The following is a 17,185-nucleotide window of genomic DNA, read 5'->3' on the forward strand; positions in this document are numbered from 1 at the left end:
GACAAGCCAGGATAGTCGCGGCGTCCCAACGGAGATATCTGATTGATTTCGCATGAGGAAAACTGGTGCTGCTAGAGAGATTTGAACTCGGTGGCTTGTTGCTGTCGGCATTGGTTTTATTGATGAAATCGGATGGATCTGCAAGGGGTGTGTACCACCAACGTGGACGCTCCCTACCTGCGGGAGCACAAAGATCGCACTAGATTTGGCCACGATCCCCCGACCGCAGCCATCTCATTCCCAAAAGAACTGCTGTTACGGCTGTGCGGAAACCCAACGAATTGAACAAGGCCGAATGCTCACGACTCTAAGTTCATGCGCCACCCCTCCCACCCGTCGTTGAGCGACGCCTCCATTTCGACTTCTTTCTCTTTTTACGCTGATCCTGTCGCGGTGCGAGTTGGGATAGCCCGTCTTTCTCCCAGGTGCCATGTGTGATGAAATGTGCCAACTTCGTTTTTGCGCGCAATAACTGGTCACTCTGGAGCGGCATATCGCTGATGATCTGAAAGTACCTTCGAGCAGCTGCTGTCGCGGATTTCAACTGGCCATGTTTCAAAAGCGCTCCGACATACCTGTCTGCCAAGGTAACGATCGGATAGTAGTCGGCGTCGACGAAGTGACTGCTGTGCAGTTCTTCTAGGGTACGCATAGCGTCGCCAAGCAACTCTATTGTCTCGGAATCGTAATTCTCTCGCTGATAGGCCACCTTCAATTGAAGGTCAGCCAAAGCATGAACAGCGTAAGTGTTTTCAGGATAGGCTGCGATCGATTTCCGCAAAACACGAAGGGCGGGTTCCAGTTCCCCGAACATCGCAAGATACTGGCCGTATTGCAGCCAAAAATGCCCATCAAGCTGGAACTCGACTTCGAATGATTGGTAGATCTGTAAGCCTTCCGCAACCTCATTTCGTCGGCGAGAAATATCGCCTAAGAAGTTATGGTTCAGTATGAACTTGAATAGAGCTCCGTCCAATCGATTGGTATTCTTCACAACCGGAAGGTTAAACTTGGTGTATGTTCTTAGAAGTTCAATCGTGGCATCGATTATTTTTTGAAATTCGGCAACATTCTCAATGATATGCCTGACATAGATCTCGTGGCGTGCGACGTACCGATCCGACGCATTAAGGGAGACAATCCCCTCTAGATTTCCTAGGGCTCCCTCGAACGAAAGACTTGATTTAACTCTATTAAACGCTTCTCGTGCTGCGCCTTTGGAAATGCCAGTCCTTGCAATGGTGGCCAAGCCCACGATGAGGAATAGGGAGCGGCAGTCTTCGTGCGGAAGATTTTGATATTCGTCTGTAATGACTTTGGTGAATTTCTCCGACGAGGTTGTCTCTTTCAGAGCAATCAAGAGTTGGTCGTTTGAGGAGGCTAACTTCTTTATCCGATCGGCGGGTGACATCCTACGGAACTTAGGAGCAGGCACATATTTTAGTAGACGTTCGATAAGGTCCGGGTAATCGGCTGGGACAAACCTTTGGAATTCGAAAGATGTAGAAAATTCTCCGATGTGTCTCTCGATATTTTGGCGCCACTCTCCAGAGCGGGCGCTCGCAACAATTGTAAGACTCCCATGTGCGAAGGATAAAAGATCCTCTTCTAGTGAGTCTCCGTAAATGAAGGCATCGCCTATGTATACGATGGCGTGTTCGTCTTTATGGATTCTGTGAATTAGATCTAGAGAGGATCGTAACGATTTTACGCCTCCCTTAATTTCGTAAACTGGGTAGTCTTCGTTTCTTTGCATAAACTTCAGCAATGCTTGAAGCAGCGCAGTCGTTTTTCCACTCCCGGATTGTCCGTAGGCAACGAACATGCGGTCTCTCGCTGAGATCGCGGTTTCTAGAGCGTCGAATAGCTCACTTGTCTTTGACAACCATACTGGCACATCGGTAGCAGCAATCGTCCACGATGGTGGCCGTCCCTCCAGGAATGCCCGGGCCGCCTGACTTCTCGCCAATCCCTGCAGTTCATTTGCGCGTTTTTGAGCATCCCGCCAAGTGTGCAAGATAATGGACTGCGCTGTGTCAACTTCGGATCGCGTCGGAGTAATTCTTGAAACCAGATTGGTTGCGAATGAATTGGTGGCTTGCGCTACAGCAAGCGGTGTGAGATTGGATCCGGCTACCTTATTGAGCCATCGTACAAAATCGGCCAAGGTCGACTTGACGACAACAATGTTTCTTGCTGCAAATCCAGCCAACTTCAGCTCAGTGAAGTCGTCAGGCGTGATCAGGAATGCCGCACCAAGTTGCGTATCCGGATTTGGACGGGCACGGTCCAGTTCTGCTGATAGTATCGGCTCCTGCAGCTGGCTGCCAATGAAGATCGGTACATGAGCGGCATAGTCCGTCACAGCTTGTCGGTACCAATCGTGTCGATCTTGATTTAATCGGGCGTTGTATTCTTTGGGTGTAAAAATAAAGCCATGCTCAGGTTTTATGGCTTCCCCATGTAAGTGGACGACTTGGACATACTCGATGCCGTCGTATGATGAGACCTTATCAACGACGCCGTTTATGTATCTTCGTTGTTGCACCCCGCCTTTTACGTTTTCGATCGCATCATCCACGTTCCACGTATAAATCCGTCTCCAGCTATATTGGAAAAGTTCGGAAAGTTCCGACGAGGGTTTTATTTTAGTATACTCCTCACGGAGAACAGCATGAAGCTGATCATGGCTAATTCTAGGGCCGAGAACTGCCTCAAGGACGTCGGGAAGAGTTTCGTCCGTATGCGTGAATCCAGACATTTCAGAAAGTCTGTGAGCCAGTGCTTTGCCTGTCTTGACCGTTTCGCCCTTTGCATTGATAGACGTGGCTGATGTGCCTGCCCCTAGGAGCAGTATCGCATTTCCGTTCTTGACTGCTTTTTCAAGTAGTTTGGAATTCACTTCATCGAGCTCGAACATGACTGCCTCCAACCTGAGTACTGACTACCAGTGGTCGCTCAGCGGATGCAAGAGCAACGATTGGCGGTGCCGTCTTCAATGCCATTGGTGTGTACAAAATGCTGCGGATCTGGGGTTTATTATTTTATTTATACCAATCGGCATTGATCAGAACCTACGCAATCCTTAAAGGATCTAGATCCGCGGGCTTCGGCCCTTTCGCCGCCTTCTTTGGTTTCGCTACAGGGGGCTTAGTTGCGGAAGATTTCGTAACTTTCGGCTTTGCACCGGCACGAGGGCCGTCAATCCCCGTGAACCAACCTGACAGGGGTCCCACGACAGTGCTGCCGCCCAGATAACCTCCCTTACCCATTCTCGCTGTCCCCGTTAGAAAAGTCTGTATTGAAGAGTTTGGCTAAGCGTTCTCTGCCTTCTTCCTCAGGCCTTCCCAAAGCTGCCCCGGTCCAAGCAGGATGTCCTTAATGCCTTCGCGGATCTTCGGCGAGTCGAGGGCCTGCTTGCTCATTACGGAATGGGCTTCGAAGGCGTCCATGATCGCATCGAGAATGGCCTTCGAGAGATCCGGCGAACTCGCGAACTGCTCCTTCGTGTTGTGCTCGGCTTGCTGGACGAGCGTTTCGGACTCCAGCAACTTCCCCTTCAAGACGCTGTTCACATAGATGACCTGGTCGTCATCCGTCAGTTCGCCCAGGAACAGGTCGTTCACCCTCGCGACGATCTCAGCGAGCAGCGCCTTCTCTCTGTCCTGTACCGAACCCGAGCCAGGGGCCGTATAGGGCATCAATGGGGACCCTTCGCCCGTGAGAGCGAGAGAGCGCTGCCCCTTGGTCGACAGCTTGTGATGCGTCAGCTTGATCTGGGAGACATCAACAGTGTCCCGTTCGCGACCGAAGTCTAGCAGCGGGATCAGCCGCTTATAGAAGATTGATCGCTTTTCGATGTCGGTATTGCCGTAATCGAAGATCTGCGACAGGAAGGCGTACACGCGAATGAATGCACCCATGTCGTTGCGGAACAGCAGGAGGGCATCCATCTCGTCCTTGGCGTCCTTCGCCCCCTTTGTGTCCTCTTTTGACAGGGCGACCCTGCGGCGATCCTGTGCCGCCTTGTAGGCACGGAGCAAACGATCGGCGACAGGCATGATGGCCGCAACGAGATCACCTTGCTTTGATTGTGGGTCGAGTTCGGCCTTGGCCACTCGATCCACCTCGAAGCTGTCGTAGTGGCCTGAGGCGTCCAGCTTCGCCCTGAGGTCGAACACGAGGTTCGGGTCCGTGACCCCGGCGAGTTCAGCCGTCTCGTAGTAGGTCTGAAACGCGGTAAGGATGTCGTCGCCGCTGTTGACGAAGTCGAGGACATAGGTTGTGTCCTTGCCGGGATGCGCCCGGTTGAGGCGCGAGAGCGTCTGGACTGCCTGTATCCCCGCTAAGCGTCGGTCGACATACATTCCGCAGAGAAGCGGCTGATCAAACCCTGTCTGGAATTTGTTGGCAACCAGTAGCACGTGGTATTCCGGCAGCTTGAAAGCCTCGCGAATGTCGCGCCCGTTCAGTCCCGGGTTCAGCTCCTTGCTGGCCTCCGAGAAGGGCTCCGGTCCGCTTTCCTTGTCATCGACCTCCCCGGAGAACGCCACGAGGGTGCCGAGGTCGTACTTCTGGTCCCTGATGTATTTCTGCATGGCGATCTGCCACCGCACCGCCTCGACGCGGCTGCCGGTGACCACCATGGCCTTCGCCTTGCCGTCGAGCAGCGGTTGCACGTTCGCCCGGTAATGCTCGACGACGATCTGGACCTTCTGGCTGATATTGTAGGGATGCAGCCGCACCCAGCGCATCAGCGCCTTGACCGCCTCCTTGCGCTCCACCTCTTTGTCGTCCATCTCCCCGCCAGCATTGGCTAGCTTGAAGGCGAGATCATAGGGCGTGTAGTTCTTCAGCACATCGAGGATGAAACCCTCTTCGATGGCCTGACGCATCGAATAGACATGGAAGGGCTGTGGCTTGTTGGTCTCGCTCGCCGGTTCGCTCGGCTTCGGGCGGCGGCCAAAGAGCTCCAGTGTCTTGCCCTTGGGAGTCGCCGTGAAGGCCACATAGGTGATACCGCTTTCGCTCGCCCGAGCCGCCATCTGGGCCGCGAGAATGTCTTCGCTGCTGACCTCGCCTCCGTCCCCGAGTTCCGCGAGTTCATCAGCTGAAAGAACCTGCTTCAGCTTCGATGCTGCCTCGCCCGTCTGACTTGAATGGGCCTCGTCGGCGATCACCGCGAACGTCTTGCCCTGGGTCGCTGCTAGCTCCCGCACAGCCTCCAGCGCGAAGGGGAAGGTCTGGATGGTGCAGACGACGATCTTCTTCCCCCCGGCCAGCGCCTGGGCGAGCTTGCCACTCTTCGCCCCACCCTCATTTGTTATCGTCTCGACGACACCCGTGGTCCGCTCGAAGCTGAAGATTGCTTCCTGAAGCTGGGTGTCGATCACATTGCGATCGGAGACGACGATGATGGTGTCGAAGATCTTCTTGTGCTGCTCGTCATGGAGATCGGCGAGGAAATGCGCCGACCATGCAATCGAGTTGGTCTTTCCCGATCCTGCCGAGTGCTGGATCAGATATTTTCCTCCCGCGCCCTCGGCGAGGACGGCTGCTTGTAGCTTTCGGGTTGCATCAAGCTGGTGGAAGCGCGGGAATGTAAGGCCGGAAATCTTCTTCTTGGCGTCCTTCTGAGCGACGATGTAGCGCCCAAGGATCTCCAGCCAAGAATGGCGCCCCCAGATCTCCTGCCAGAGATAGGCTGTCGGATGTCCGTTCGGGTTGGGCGGATTGCCCTTGCCACCCTCATTGCCCTTGTTGAACGGCAGGAAGCGGGTGTCGGCACCTTCGAGCTTCGTCGCCATCATCACTTCGGCATTGCTGACCGCGAAGTGGACGAGCGCACCGCTGGGGAAACTCAACAGCGGCTCGGGGGATTGCCCTTTGGGGCTCGGATGCCGGTCGAACCTGTACTGGTCCACGGCGTCCTGGATACTCTGGGTGAAGTCGGTCTTCAGTTCGATCGTCGAGACGGGAAGGCCGTTGAGGAACAGGACGAGGTCGATGCAATTCTCGTTGCTGTTCGAGTAGCGCACCTGCCGCACGACACGCAGCCGGTTGGAGTTGTACCGAGCGAGGATCTCCTCGTTGAGTCCGAAAGGCGGTTTGAACTCGGCGAGCTTCAGAGGGGATCTGAGGCCGATCAGCTCGACACCCTGGCGCAGCACGTCCAGTGTTCCGCGTTCATCAAGCTGTTTGCGAATACGGTCGAGCAGCATGATCTCGGCAGCAGACCCGTGGTTCTTGGAAAGCGTCTCCCATGCGTTCGGCTGGGAGATCTGCACCCACCGCACAACATCGGCCGGAAACAGCGCCCGGGAACGGTCGTATGCTGCGGCGTCGCCATCGGCGCCAAGCCAGCCGTGGATAGCCAAGTGGCTATAGATTTCGGTCTCGAAGCTGACTTCCTTGTGAAGGCTCATCGTCAGTCACTCCGATGCACCGATTTGCCGAGCTTCCCATTCCTTGTAGGTCATGCTCGTACCTTGCACCTTCCATTCGGTCTGCCCATTCGCCGAACGTCCAAGTACAACTGCGGCAGCCGCACTTGGGCTCTTGAAGGCATAACTCTCAGCGAATAATCGGTGATCACCATTGAGGATCAGTGTTCCCGTGCTGACGAGTTCCTCATAAAGCTCGCGATAAGTCGCTTGTCCGACCTCCCGCCCCTCCCAGCTCTTGCGAGCAAGAGATTGCGCTTCGACAATGAAGTCACCTTTTTCCAACCTTGCCGTGGCTTTGATCGAATGCTTCGTACTATCGATCTCGAAGATAGGAGCTGAGGTAACGGGGCGGGAAAGAGACCCGCTGGGCGGTCGAGCGTTCTCAAGGAACATGTCCACTCGAAGCGCTGGTAGAACCATCAGCAGATAGTCTAGGAAGACTTCCATGTTGGACGTCGCTGCCTCGGTCAGCGTCGGACGAGCGGGGATGTTTCCGTTGTCCAATTCGATGCGCCCGACAGATTTAGCTACTTCAATCAGCCGTGCCTCCAGATACTGAACGTGGGCCTTGTTCAGGTTGTTAGCAGCAGACGTGATGAACACGGCGCTCGTCCACCAATCCTTGTTGGTGTCATGGTTTTTGATCCGTAGGCTAACATCATCGCCTTCGCCGATATATGCAGCGGCTTTGCCGTTACGTTCGCCCAGCAGAATATAAGTCCCGGCGTGACGCGCCTCCCTTCGTGCCAGGGCGGCAGCAAGCTGGGTGCGTGGGGCCATGAGAAGATGGCCTGTCCAGTTGAACACCTCCGCTGTAAGCATCCCATCAGGCTTTCCGTCGATGAAATAAAGCTCCAACGAGCGCCCCTCAGCCCCAGCCATCACGCGGCCTCCACCCTTTCATAGAAGGATCGCACATCGATTTTGCCAGTGATCGCAGCGGAAATCAGAGCAGACCGGCGTTCTTGAAGCAATTCAATAGACTGGTGGACCGAGGCTCCAAGTGCATCAAGCTCGGTCAGTTGGGTTTGAACCCACCTCACGATTTGATCTTGTTCATCAGCAGGTGGCTTTGGAACGGGAAGTTCCATCAAATTCGATGATGAGATCGAGGCCAAATTTGTGCTCTGCTTCGAGTGAAGCACGAAATAGAACTGCGCGGGCGATGAACTGGTGAAATAATTGAGCCACTCTGATCTCACCCCGTGCGGTCGAACTGCGAATACATGGTTCTGATGCACACAAGGATCGATCAAGCCATCCCAAACGTGGCCACGCCCTAACTTGTCGAAGTCGCCGCCTTCATTCATCAGCACATCACCTTGACGGAGCCGGTAACGCTCAAGCGAGTTAGCCGCGATGTCGATGGTCGCCACGTCCTCCAAATCGATATAGCCGTCTTGAACATTGGCAACACGGAGATACGGGACAGTGATCGTTTCGACATCTGAAAGATCTTTTCCCTTTGCCACACCGGTCTGGACAACAGCCCAACGCTTGAGAGGGGCGAAATCCCAATGCTCCGGCACCTTGCCGAGCCACTCGATACCCGAGTCCTTCATCGGAGCACCGGGGTTGAGGCCCTTGGTGACCGCGTGGGAAATGACGGCCTGACGCTTTTCCTTCAGTAATTCGATCAGTCGCTTCTGTTCATCGACCAGTGCATCAATCTTGGCGGTCTCGCGGTCAAGGAAAGTGGCGATAGCGGTTTGCTCGGTGAGCGGCGGGAGCCAAAGTGGAAAGTTCTCGATTGTTTCTTGGGTAACTCCGAAGAACGTAGTTCCGCTTTGATTGATGTCGCAATAGCCTTTGAAATCGTGAGAGCTAAGGCAAAAGTAGAGAAACTTTGGATTATATTTTCCGCACATAGGCCTTATTATCAGCAAGTGACTGTTTAGCGTCGCGAGCCCAGGCAGTTCGTCAATATATGCCAACTTTCCGATTGTTCCGTCTTTGGTAATTAGAACATCGTCGACCTTTAGCTGTATCTCAGGAGCGATGTTATATCGCTCTTCGGAAATGTGATAGCATGAAGACCAATCGACTTTTCCAGACTGGAAGTGCATTCCGGTAACAAGATAGGGTCCTTCATCAATAAATTCATCGCTTCGCAAGTTCTGCCAGCCGATGCGTCCCTTGATGTATGAATTGTATTTGAGTGGTTCTGTCTGCCATCCGTCCGACGTTTCTCCGATCGCGACGTCATTCTGCACACTCTGTTTCATGCTGAAAGCTCTCCGATCATTCGGAGGATGCGGTCGGTCACCTGCTTCAGATCTGCATCGATGTCCGCGAGTAGCCGCGGCGGTTCGAAGACATAGAAGTGTCGGTTAAAGGGGATCTCATAGCCCACTTTGGTCTTCTCGTGATCGATCCAGGCATCGGTGGCGTGTCGCTGAACCTCCCGCTCGAAATAGGTCTCGACCTCCTCACCTAGCGGCACGTTCTCGGTGTCGCGAACTGAGCTGTCGGCTAGTGGCTTGCCCTTTGCCTTGCCCTTGGTGCCGACGACGACCTCGCCCTTCTCGTCCCTCAGGGGGCGCTCGACGGTGATCGTGCGATAGCCGAAAGCCTCGTTGGGGAAGATGCGCGACAGCGGCACGAGCTTCACCTTGCCGCCTTCGGGGGCAGCCGGGGGCTTCTCGCCGTCAACTACGATCTCGCGCCCGATCTCCTTGCCGCCGGCATCCAGCACGGTGGCGATCTGAGCCTCGGAGAAGCTACCGAACAGCCTGGTGACGGAGGCAATATCAGGGTCTCCCATTTCCTTGCGCTTGGACCCGAGGCTCTTTCGCATTTTCTGCCAGAACAACGAGGCGTCGATCAGTTGGACCTTGCCCTTGCGGTGGTCCGGTTTGCGGTTCGACAGCACCCAGACATAGGTGGCGATGCCCGTGTTGTAGAACATGTCGGTCGGCAACGCGATGATCGCTTCGAGCAGGTCGTTCTCCAGCACGTAGCGGCGGATTTCGCTTTCACCGCTGCCAGCCCCGCCCGTGAACAGGGGAGACCCGTTGAGGACGATGGCGAACCGGCTGCCGCCGTCGACCGCCGGGCGCATCTTCGAGACGAGGTGTAGGAGGAACAGCAGCGAGCCATCGGAAACCCGGGGAAGACCGGGACCAAAGCGGCCATTGAAGCCCTTCTGTTCGTGTTCCGCCCTAATCTCATTCTCCACCTTCTTCCACTCGACGCCAAACGGCGGATTGGAAAGCATGTAGTCGAACTTCTCCCCGGTATGGCCATCGTCGGACAAGGTGTTGCCGAAGACAATGTTGCTGACATCCTGCCCCTTGATGAGCATGTCTGCCTTGCAGATGGCGTAGGACTCTGGGTTCAGTTCCTGCCCATTCATCACCAGACGGGCCTGTTCGTTATGTTCGGTGAGATACTCCTCGGCAATCGACAGCATCCCGCCGGTTCCTGCCGTCGGATCGTAGATTGTGCGAACTACACCGGGCCTGGACAAGATGTCATCGTCCTCGACGAACAGCAGGTTGACCATCAGCCGGATGACCTCGCGGGGGGTGAAATGTTCCCCGGCGGTCTCGTTGGAGAGTTCGGAGAACTTGCGGATCAGTTCCTCGAAGACGAGGCCCATCTGGTGGTTGCTGACCTTGCCCGGGTGAAGGTCGATACGGGCAAACTTCTCGGTTACCTGATAGAGGAGCTTGGCCTTGGCCAGACGATCGATCTGGGCCGCGAACTCGAAGCTCTCGAAGATGTCCCGAACGTCCGCCGAGAAGCCCTGGATGTAGGCATAGAGATTGGCGGCGATGTTGTCCTGATCGCCCATGAGAAGTCGCATGTCGAGCTTCGAGACGTTGTAAAAGGTCTGTCCAGCCTTGCGGAGGACGAAGGGTTCGGGATTGATCCCGGCTGCGGACTTGGCGGCATGTTCGGCAAGCACCGCTTCCTTGGTCGGCTCCAGAACGCAGTCGATGCGGCGCAGCACTGTGAACGGCAAGATCACCTTGCCATAGTCGGCTTGCTTGTAGTCGCCCCTTAGAAGATCCGCTACGGACCAGATGAATGCCGATAGTGCCTGTTGGTTCATGCGTTTCCCCCGATGCGTGTACCGGATCCTTTATGTCCGCCTTGTTCGCCTTTAACAAGACCGCACAGTTTCAGGAGACCGGAATGTTTGGTGCAGAAATGTGAGCCACCCAATCAGACAAGCGGACTGGTCGCTTCCCCCCGGTACCCCGGGTTCACACACCGCGAGCGTCGGCTTTCTTTCGTTCGTCGCTCTCGGATTACAGGTGCGGTCAAGACCATGGTCGCACGGCGGTTCGGTCAAAGTGCGCTCTGCGGATGCAGTTCCGGCGCTCGCGGCTCTCCTCTACCGCGCATTGCGGCGTCGGTTTCATTAAGGTGTGGTTGTGGCGAGCTTCGCTGAGGAGCGCGGATTGAAGATCGTCTCTTGGTATGTCGAGAACGAGAGCGGTGCTTTACATTGGTGCCCACGAAACCGGCCAGTCCGCCACAGCCTATTAGGTTCTCTGTCGCTTCGACACTCGGCTCGCCCAGTGATCTAGGGTAGAAGCTTCAGTGTGCCTTCAAGTATGTCTCCGACCACAAGCTTCGCAGATTCACCATCCCCATCACTCTTAATCCCGGACCATGAGAACCCCGCAAAGTCAGAGAGCGCGCTGGGGCGACTCTGTTCCGCTATCTCGGCTACAGTGTTATGAAGCGCCTTTGGGACAGACAGGATCGCTGCGATTGATCGGAAGACTTTCCCACCAGAGATGATCTCGAATGGCAGGGTCATCTGGATTTGCCTGCCTATACGATCACCCACGTCGTATGCGTTCACCCCACGATTCTGGCGAGTACGAAATTCCTCCATTGTCGCACCGAATCTGGCACTAAGGGCGCGCTTTCTTCTGGTCTCCCACCTCCCTGTAGTCTCGCGGTCGAACGGCCTGGAACCATATGGGGCGGCAATGAGGGAAGCTGCGTTATGGAATCCTGCTACACCCAGAGAGCGAGCTATCGTCGCGCGAGCCATCGCTTCTTCTGCGTCCGCCAGCAAATCCTCGGTTATTTCAATTTGCAAATCCCCTTCGGGATCCTCGATTAATAGGGACGAACCTATCGAGCCGCCGTCTCGACCGATCAAAAGGCCAGATACAAGCCGCTGCCCCTGGCGCGTTGCGGGAAATACAATGTTTGCCTTCTGCGCCCGACCGGTTGCCATTTGGCTTTCCCGTGCCCCGTTAGTCTGCGTACCCTTACACTCGATTGCATGCCACCTACCAATCCGGTCTCGTCCGATGAAATCAGGCGACTTGAACTGACCGTTCTTTGCAACCTTTGCTACCGTCACACCGAGTTTAGGGGCGATGAACTGAACGAAATACCGACCATCGAAGAGCGTCTGCATATGCAGCGCAGGGGCCACATACGTAAGCGCGATCCCCATCCCAAAGTCGTCGCTCAGGATCGTTTTTTGATGACCATCGACGTCGGCATACTCCTGCCGAAGAAGAAAATCCGGCTTAGGCGAAAATGCAGAGGCATATCTAAGCCAGGCCCACCAGGCGTTGATGTCGAGTGCCGTCGATTGCGCAGGGAAAGCCAGGCAACCAATCCGGAGCATCATCTCCAAGATATCAATCTGCGGCGGCAAGACCTTGGGCCAGAGGTTTCTCGGCGGCTTTTTTCCGGCCGGCCAAGTACTGGCATCCACGCTGATGGAAATGTTCTTTTTCATTCAACACCAAGGGGGCCGCTATCATTGAGACCATGGAAGCGGCAGACAGAACAATCGAACCGGAAGCTGCATCTTGCGGATGCTTACCGCGCATTGGATGATATCCTGGGTGAAGACCTAGCGGTCTCTTCGCCGTGGTTACCGTCGCGAGAGGGCAGGTTAAGGTTCTTTTTCGGATACTCCCAATCCTCGGGATTCGAGGGGATGTGGTCTCCCGAACTGTCGGCCCCCACCTTCCTTAACGAGGCGCCCATCTCTTCCTGCAGAAGATACACAAAGCGTCTTCTAGCCTCCCAGACACGACGTCTGAGCAACTCTCGGTTTGTCGTCGGCTCAGCGGCCATATACCGCGCCACGTAGCAAGCCCTTAAGACTTGATCGAGCAACTTCACCCGAGTGCCATGATCGTGCGATTGATCGCGCCGTTCTTTGACATTCGGAAAGAAAAATCTGCCTTGGTCTACAAGGACGCTAGCGCGTTCGCCAAGCAACTCAAAGTCACGAGACGTGTAGGGCTCGCCGGACGAAATCGGGGCACAGGCTGTCTCGATTGCAGCCATAGTTTCAATGACTTCGTTACCCCAAGTCGTCATCTGTACGTCGCGTTGACGACGCTCTGCCATTAGAGAGAACATCCACTGCACCAAAGTGACGGCAACAGCTGCAATTGCCGCGATCGATGCGATCATTCCCTCGGACATTCTTGGACCCATACGAGTGTGACACAAAACTTAGGGTGGCATACCAAATCATCATCTTCGGAATCAAGTAGATCAAGACAGTTGGATCGCTGGCCAACACAGTGGAGTTTGGTGTCACTAAACCCTGCCCCAGTGAGCCACTCAGGAAGCAACTGAAATAGTGCCACAGGAATGGTGTTTGACTTTTGGCATGGATAGTGTCATTGATTTCTAGAACCTAATGAGACTGGAAGGATAATCCATGACCTCCGCCGTCGTTGGCTACGCCCGGACATCGACCACAGATCAAGTTGCTGGCCTTGACGCTCAATTGCGCGACCTGACAGCGGCGGGGTGCACCAAGGTGTTCAAGGAGCAAGTGTCGTCCGTCGACACCAAGCGTAGCGAACTGGAACGCGCCCTTGATTACGTCCGCGAGGGAGACACGCTTGTCGTCACGAAGCTCGACCGGCTGGCCCGCTCTATGGCGAACCTGATCGGCATCACCGGAAAGCTCAAGGCCAAGGGCGTAGAGTTGCGGGTGCTGGCCCTCAATCTCGACACGGCGACACCGACAGGCAAGCTTATGTTGAACTTGATGGGATCGATAGCTGAGTTTGAGCGAGAATTGATGCTGGAGCGCCAGCGCGAAGGGATCGCCAAGGCGAAGGCCGAAGGCAGATACCAGGGCCGCGCACCGACAGCGCGGAGGAAGACCGACGATGTCTTGCGATTGAAGGCTGAGGGAAGGACTGCGGACGCCATTGCTGCGGAGTTGGGCGTCAGCCGATCAAGCGTGTTCAGGATACTCCGGGAGCCCCGGGCGGCGGACTGAAAGGACCTGTAGTCGTCATCGCGACAGGGGATCAGAGGTTTTGGCAATAGGGGCAGCCGTAGGACGATTTCATTTTTCCGTCCTCCACCGATCGTCGTCGCTCCCACGCCCGACACTTTCCAGCCAAAGATAGGAACATCCATGCACAAAACCGTTCGCTCGAACCTCTCGCTCGATGCAGGGCAGCGCTACTTCTACGCTTGTTACGGCCTCCAAGGCTGCGTCTTCGATGAACTCAGCGAGGTTATTCGAGCTCCCGACATCATGTCGGCGAAGCGACTGGCCGTGGAGAGCGGTCCCGAATGGGCGGGAGATATTTCCGTCGAAGAGATCCAGGCTTCGGAAGTCAACGAGCTTCTCATGCATCGTGATGATACCAGGCGCGATGTTCGTTTGACCGCAGTGAGATCGGCCTGAGTTCTCGCGAGCCGGCATATCAACGATGAACCAAAGGCCCTCGTCATTCTTCGTGGCGGGGGCTTTCGCATTGGAGACAACCGAAACGATAGGCATGGAATATAAAGAAGAAATACTCGATCGCAAAACGGGTGAGCTCATTACGGTTTCAAGAGGTGATTGGGTGACCGTCACGGAGCTTGGAGAGCTTCTTGGGCTTGGTCGGCGCAAGGTGAGGGTGGCGCTCCGAAGGATGGGTGTCCTTCAACTGGAACGGGGCGGCGGTCTCCAGCGCCATAGACTGGCTCCATGGGTAACCAGTAGAGGTTGGGGCAAGCGCTTGAAACGATCAGTCAGAGGGCGACATCAGCCCTTCGATGTTATCGGCCCCGATGCTCGCGGCTGGATCGAACAACACCTGAGCCAAACATTGATCGACCTCGAAGCGGAGGAAACCTGCGGCACTCAGCTTGCCCGAGCAGAGCTGGATAAATTTCGAACGAAGCGCAATGAATACCGAGCCAAACTCGGGCGAGAAGAGATGTCGGTCCAGGAAATGGTCTGCTGGTTGGCGGATCATTGGAGGCACCTCAGTCAAGCCGAGGTTGCTTCGATCTTGGATGTATCTCAGCAATTAGTCAGTCGATTTCTCGCCACTCGCGCTGCTGGTCTCCAGAAGGCCAGAGATCAGCTTTTGGCAATGCCCCAGGCTGTCCCGAGTCTCGAAACCACGGTTTTGGACCGGTTGTGAGTATGTCGCCTAGGCTCATTACTTAAGCCCACAACACCTCAAAAAATGACCGAGCCGGACTTCTGTCACGCCTCGAAACATCCTGAACGTAACAATGCAAAGCTGACCAGCATGGAGCGGCCCACGTCCACCGCTGACGCTGGACTGTAATCAGCCACAAGGATAAACAATGAACACTAAACAGAGCATTCACGCCACGACTGCCGACAATCGCCACTATCTCATCCACACCGATGGCGCCTGTCGCGTAAATCCCGGTCCCGGTGGGTGGGGTGCGGTCCTTCAGCTCAAGATGGGAGGTCAGGTCATCAAGGAGCAGGAGCTTTTCGGCTGTGAGATGCCAGAGACCACCAACAATCGTATGGAAATGACGGCAGCGTTGGAGGCTCTGAAGAGGCTCAGGGAGAAGAACATTCCCGTCATTGTCCGCAGCGACAGCAAATACCTCGTGGACGGCATGTCACAGTGGATGCCGAACTGGAAGCAGTACGGATGGCGCACTGCGAAAGGGAAAGGCAAGCCGGTCCTAAATCAAGATCTTTGGCAAGAACTTGATGAACAATCTCAACTCTTCGAAGACATCTCGTGGCAATGGGTTCGCGGACATAGCGGCGACCGTTTGAACGAGCGGTGCGACCGGCTAGCCAATGTAGCGATCGATAAGGCGCTGTCGGCAACAGTCGCGTAGCATCGCGGAACGCAATTGGCTCCATCATTTTGGGGCCAGTTGCATTCGCCCCTTCGCCTTCGCATCGGTGTCTTTTGGCCCATTAGTCGCTCAGGCTCAGCCCCGAGACCTCTCCCGTCCGGTTTACGAGCACGATCTGTATGCCAGATGCCTTGAGGCGAGGTCTTTCGCGCCAATCGGCCGCGATCCGGCGGAACGTGGGCGTATCGGGTACGGCTGCGACCAAGACGTCGCCGTCTACCGCAGGAAACAACAACGCCTGACCGATCGCTGTCGTCAGCAACGGATATTCGGGACTTCCCTGCCTCCTAATAAGCGGGCCTTTTTTGCATTCGGCGATTACCCGTCGGCCCGAGACGATCGCCTCAACGTCACCCACCCCTGATTTTGAGTGAACGCGCATCGTGATGTTGCCCCGACGGTATATTGCAGCCCAAGTGTTCCGGCTCTTGGCATCTGCTATGGCCATCTGCCATCCATGCGCAAGAAGGTAGCCCGAAATATCGAAGACTTCCTCACCATGAACCTTCACAGAAGCGCCGTCGATGGCGACGTCGACGTGGCCGCCAAAGGCAGGGAGTTCAGTCAGGTATTCGGCCAATCGAAGTGAGACTTCAGCTTCCGGCATCCGATCTTTGTTTGCGATCCACAAGTGCAACTTCGGGCTCCACGATCTTTGGCGGCAATCTCTAGACGAGTATTTTGTAGCGCGGCAGCTTCAAGATTTCGCGGCGGAGCGCCCTCATGGTGTTCTCGCCATATTCGGCGCTTGACGATCCGTCCTCATGCCCTTGGATTGCATCCATGTAACGCTGCGGCATATCAACGTCACGAGCTATGGTTTTGAACCGGTGACGCCATGCGTGGTTCGGCTGCACCCGAGGGTCCTTCATTCCTGCCGTGTCGCGCACCCAGTCGCTCACCTTGCCGCGTACGCTGGCAGCTTGAGTATGCCCGGGCTTCCTCTTCCTGTCGTTCGGCACGTAGAACAGAGGCCCCTGAGAGCGACTGCGGACCATATCGAGAATACCGAGTTCGACCAGGTGTGGGTGTAGCGGAACCGTTCGATAGACGCCGGTCTTTACCGAACCCGCCTCAGGGGTGATCCTGACGCAAGGGATGCCGAACTCCTCTGTGAAATCCTCTTGCCTAAGCTGGGTGATCTCTCCGGCCCGTGCTCCGGTGTATGCGCAAATCCAAGGCACCCATCGACAAGCGAGCTTGTTCAATTCCGCCATGCCGCCGAGTGTGGAGGGATCGCGTAGGGCGCAGGACAAAATTGCCTTCGCTTCATCATCTGTGAAGCCCTTAGACCGTTCCCGGATTGCCTTGGGGATAGAGACTTTGACGTTGGCGGTAGGGTCAACCGCAATGCGTGATTTGGCGAGGCCCACCCGGAAGATCGTCCGAATGGCCGCGAGATACTTGCCGCTGACGGTCTTCGCGGTCAGTCCTTTGTCGTGCCTGAGGAAGTCGCAATACTCGGAAACATTCAGGGGCGTAATGCGGCTGACATCCTCGTGGCCGAGAAAGCTCTTGAAGTCGTCAATCTTCTGGAGGAAGTCACCTGGTGTCCTCGGCGACCCGTTATCGGCTACAGCGTAAACTCATAAAATTTCTTGGCATTTATCGGCCGCCGTGATTCAAGGCTTCGAAATAGGGAAGCATTT

At 55.5% G+C, this 17,185-nt stretch carries 13 protein-coding genes; 4 read left to right on the forward strand and 9 right to left on the reverse strand.

Annotation, left to right across the window (positions count from 1 at the left end; translation table 11 throughout):
* Positions 1 to 313: 313 nt before the first annotated feature.
* The 7 genes from AC070A_RS11810 to AC070A_RS11840 form a co-directional block, all read right to left on the reverse strand.
* Positions 314 to 2,920: a P-loop NTPase gene (locus tag AC070A_RS11810; protein WP_492384473.1), complete on the reverse strand. Its 2,607-nt coding sequence runs from the start codon at positions 2,918 to 2,920 to the stop codon at positions 314 to 316.
* A gap of 394 nt (positions 2,921 to 3,314) precedes the next feature.
* Positions 3,315 to 6,425: a type I restriction endonuclease subunit R gene (locus tag AC070A_RS11815; protein WP_492384474.1), complete on the reverse strand. Its 3,111-nt coding sequence runs from the start codon at positions 6,423 to 6,425 to the stop codon at positions 3,315 to 3,317.
* A gap of 6 nt (positions 6,426 to 6,431) precedes the next feature.
* Positions 6,432 to 7,328, reverse strand: a complete 897-nt coding sequence (locus tag AC070A_RS11820) for a GIY-YIG nuclease family protein (RefSeq protein ID WP_492384475.1) — start codon at positions 7,326 to 7,328, stop codon at positions 6,432 to 6,434.
* Positions 7,328 to 8,671, reverse strand: coding sequence for a restriction endonuclease subunit S (locus AC070A_RS11825; protein ID WP_492384476.1), 1,344 nt, complete (start codon positions 8,669 to 8,671; stop codon positions 7,328 to 7,330). Before AC070A_RS11825 ends, AC070A_RS11820 begins: the two co-directional genes overlap by 1 nt.
* Positions 8,668 to 10,503, reverse strand: coding sequence for a type I restriction-modification system subunit M (locus AC070A_RS11830; protein ID WP_492384477.1), 1,836 nt, complete (start codon positions 10,501 to 10,503; stop codon positions 8,668 to 8,670). Before AC070A_RS11830 ends, AC070A_RS11825 begins: the two co-directional genes overlap by 4 nt.
* A 477-nt stretch (positions 10,504 to 10,980) precedes the next feature.
* The gene (locus AC070A_RS11835; protein WP_492384478.1) at positions 10,981 to 12,165 is read right to left on the reverse strand and encodes a hypothetical protein; all 1,185 of its coding nucleotides are present in this window, start codon (positions 12,163 to 12,165) and stop codon (positions 10,981 to 10,983) included.
* Positions 12,166 to 12,248: 83 nt separating this feature from the next.
* Positions 12,249 to 12,854 carry a hypothetical protein gene (locus AC070A_RS11840; RefSeq protein ID WP_492384479.1) on the reverse strand — a complete coding sequence of 202 codons (606 nt, stop codon included), beginning with the start codon at positions 12,852 to 12,854 and terminating at the stop codon, positions 12,249 to 12,251.
* Between the two features lie 253 nt (positions 12,855 to 13,107).
* On the opposite strand from AC070A_RS11840, the gene AC070A_RS11845 reads away from it, so the two are divergent.
* From AC070A_RS11845 to rnhA, 4 genes are all read left to right on the forward strand, one after another.
* On the forward strand, positions 13,108 to 13,680 hold the full coding sequence (locus AC070A_RS11845; protein WP_492384480.1) for a recombinase family protein: 573 nt from the start codon (positions 13,108 to 13,110) through the stop codon (positions 13,678 to 13,680).
* A 141-nt stretch (positions 13,681 to 13,821) separates the two neighbouring features.
* Complete coding sequence (locus AC070A_RS11850) at positions 13,822 to 14,097, forward strand: hypothetical protein (RefSeq protein WP_492384481.1); 276 nt, start codon at positions 13,822 to 13,824, stop codon at positions 14,095 to 14,097.
* 25 nt (positions 14,098 to 14,122) lie between these two features.
* Complete coding sequence (locus tag AC070A_RS11855; RefSeq protein WP_492384482.1) at positions 14,123 to 14,827, forward strand: hypothetical protein; 705 nt, start codon at positions 14,123 to 14,125, stop codon at positions 14,825 to 14,827.
* 169 nt (positions 14,828 to 14,996) lie between these two features.
* On the forward strand, positions 14,997 to 15,515 hold the full coding sequence (rnhA, locus tag AC070A_RS11860; RefSeq protein ID WP_492384483.1) for a ribonuclease HI: 519 nt from the start codon (positions 14,997 to 14,999) through the stop codon (positions 15,513 to 15,515).
* An 82-nt stretch (positions 15,516 to 15,597) separates the two neighbouring features.
* Here rnhA and AC070A_RS11865 read toward each other — a convergent pair whose 3' ends face one another.
* Both AC070A_RS11865 and AC070A_RS11870 read right to left on the reverse strand, forming a co-directional pair.
* Positions 15,598 to 16,143, reverse strand: coding sequence for a hypothetical protein (locus tag AC070A_RS11865; protein ID WP_492384484.1), 546 nt, complete (start codon positions 16,141 to 16,143; stop codon positions 15,598 to 15,600).
* A 61-nt stretch (positions 16,144 to 16,204) separates the two neighbouring features.
* A complete protein-coding gene (locus tag AC070A_RS11870; protein WP_492384485.1) occupies positions 16,205 to 16,909 on the reverse strand; it encodes a tyrosine-type recombinase/integrase in 705 nt (234 codons plus the stop codon).
* Positions 16,910 to 17,185 lie beyond the last annotated feature (276 nt).

It is taken from the genome of Ensifer sp. GW101-20A05 (assembly GCF_059424735.1).

Coding starts and splice junctions, on each gene's coding strand:
- AC070A_RS11850 (WP_492384481.1), top strand. CDS start 13,822: ATGCACAAAACCGTTCGCTCGAACCTCTCGCTCGATGCAGGGCAGCGC.
- AC070A_RS11835 (WP_492384478.1), bottom strand. CDS start 12,165: ATGAAAAAGAACATTTCCATCAGCGTGGATGCCAGTACTTGGCCGGCC.
- rnhA (WP_492384483.1), top strand. CDS start 14,997: ATGAACACTAAACAGAGCATTCACGCCACGACTGCCGACAATCGCCAC.
- AC070A_RS11830 (WP_492384477.1), bottom strand. CDS start 10,503: ATGAACCAACAGGCACTATCGGCATTCATCTGGTCCGTAGCGGATCTT.
- AC070A_RS11810 (WP_492384473.1), bottom strand. CDS start 2,920: ATGTTCGAGCTCGATGAAGTGAATTCCAAACTACTTGAAAAAGCAGTC.
- AC070A_RS11865 (WP_492384484.1), bottom strand. CDS start 16,143: ATGCCGGAAGCTGAAGTCTCACTTCGATTGGCCGAATACCTGACTGAA.
- AC070A_RS11855 (WP_492384482.1), top strand. CDS start 14,123: ATGAACCAAAGGCCCTCGTCATTCTTCGTGGCGGGGGCTTTCGCATTG.
- AC070A_RS11825 (WP_492384476.1), bottom strand. CDS start 8,671: ATGAAACAGAGTGTGCAGAATGACGTCGCGATCGGAGAAACGTCGGAC.
- AC070A_RS11815 (WP_492384474.1), bottom strand. CDS start 6,425: ATGAGCCTTCACAAGGAAGTCAGCTTCGAGACCGAAATCTATAGCCAC.
- AC070A_RS11840 (WP_492384479.1), bottom strand. CDS start 12,854: ATGATCGCATCGATCGCGGCAATTGCAGCTGTTGCCGTCACTTTGGTG.
- AC070A_RS11820 (WP_492384475.1), bottom strand. CDS start 7,328: ATGGCTGGGGCTGAGGGGCGCTCGTTGGAGCTTTATTTCATCGACGGA.
- AC070A_RS11845 (WP_492384480.1), top strand. CDS start 13,108: ATGACCTCCGCCGTCGTTGGCTACGCCCGGACATCGACCACAGATCAA.